This is a genomic window from Pseudoalteromonas sp. SR43-7, assembly GCF_014163785.1.
Taxonomy (GTDB): Bacteria; Pseudomonadota; Gammaproteobacteria; order Enterobacterales; family Alteromonadaceae; genus Pseudoalteromonas; species Pseudoalteromonas distincta.
Genome location: NZ_JACJDY010000070.1, coordinates 1 through 253, shown reverse-complemented (window position 1 = coordinate 253; position 253 = coordinate 1). Strand labels below are relative to the sequence as shown.

Here is a 253-nt window from a genome sequence, read left to right as displayed (position 1 = left end):
GGGCCGTTGAAGACTACAACGTTGATAGGCAAGATGTGGAAGTGGTGTGAGCCATTAAGCTAACTTGTACTAATTACCCGTGAGGCTTAACCATACAACGCCAAACGCGTTTTATGCGACAGTTTGACAGAAGTTAATATAACTAAAGTAGATATTACTTAAGAAAGACTTAAAAAATATTATCAGATATTTTCCAAATTCAGTTAGTGCGTAGAAATACGAATTAACGCCCAAATTTGCTTGGTGACAATAG

At 36.8% G+C, this 253-nt stretch carries 1 rRNA gene; it reads left to right on the top strand.

The annotated features are described in order from the left end of the window. A 23S ribosomal RNA gene (locus H5087_RS20060) occupies positions 1-94 on the top strand; the annotation flags it as partial. Positions 95-253: the final 159 nt, after the last annotated feature.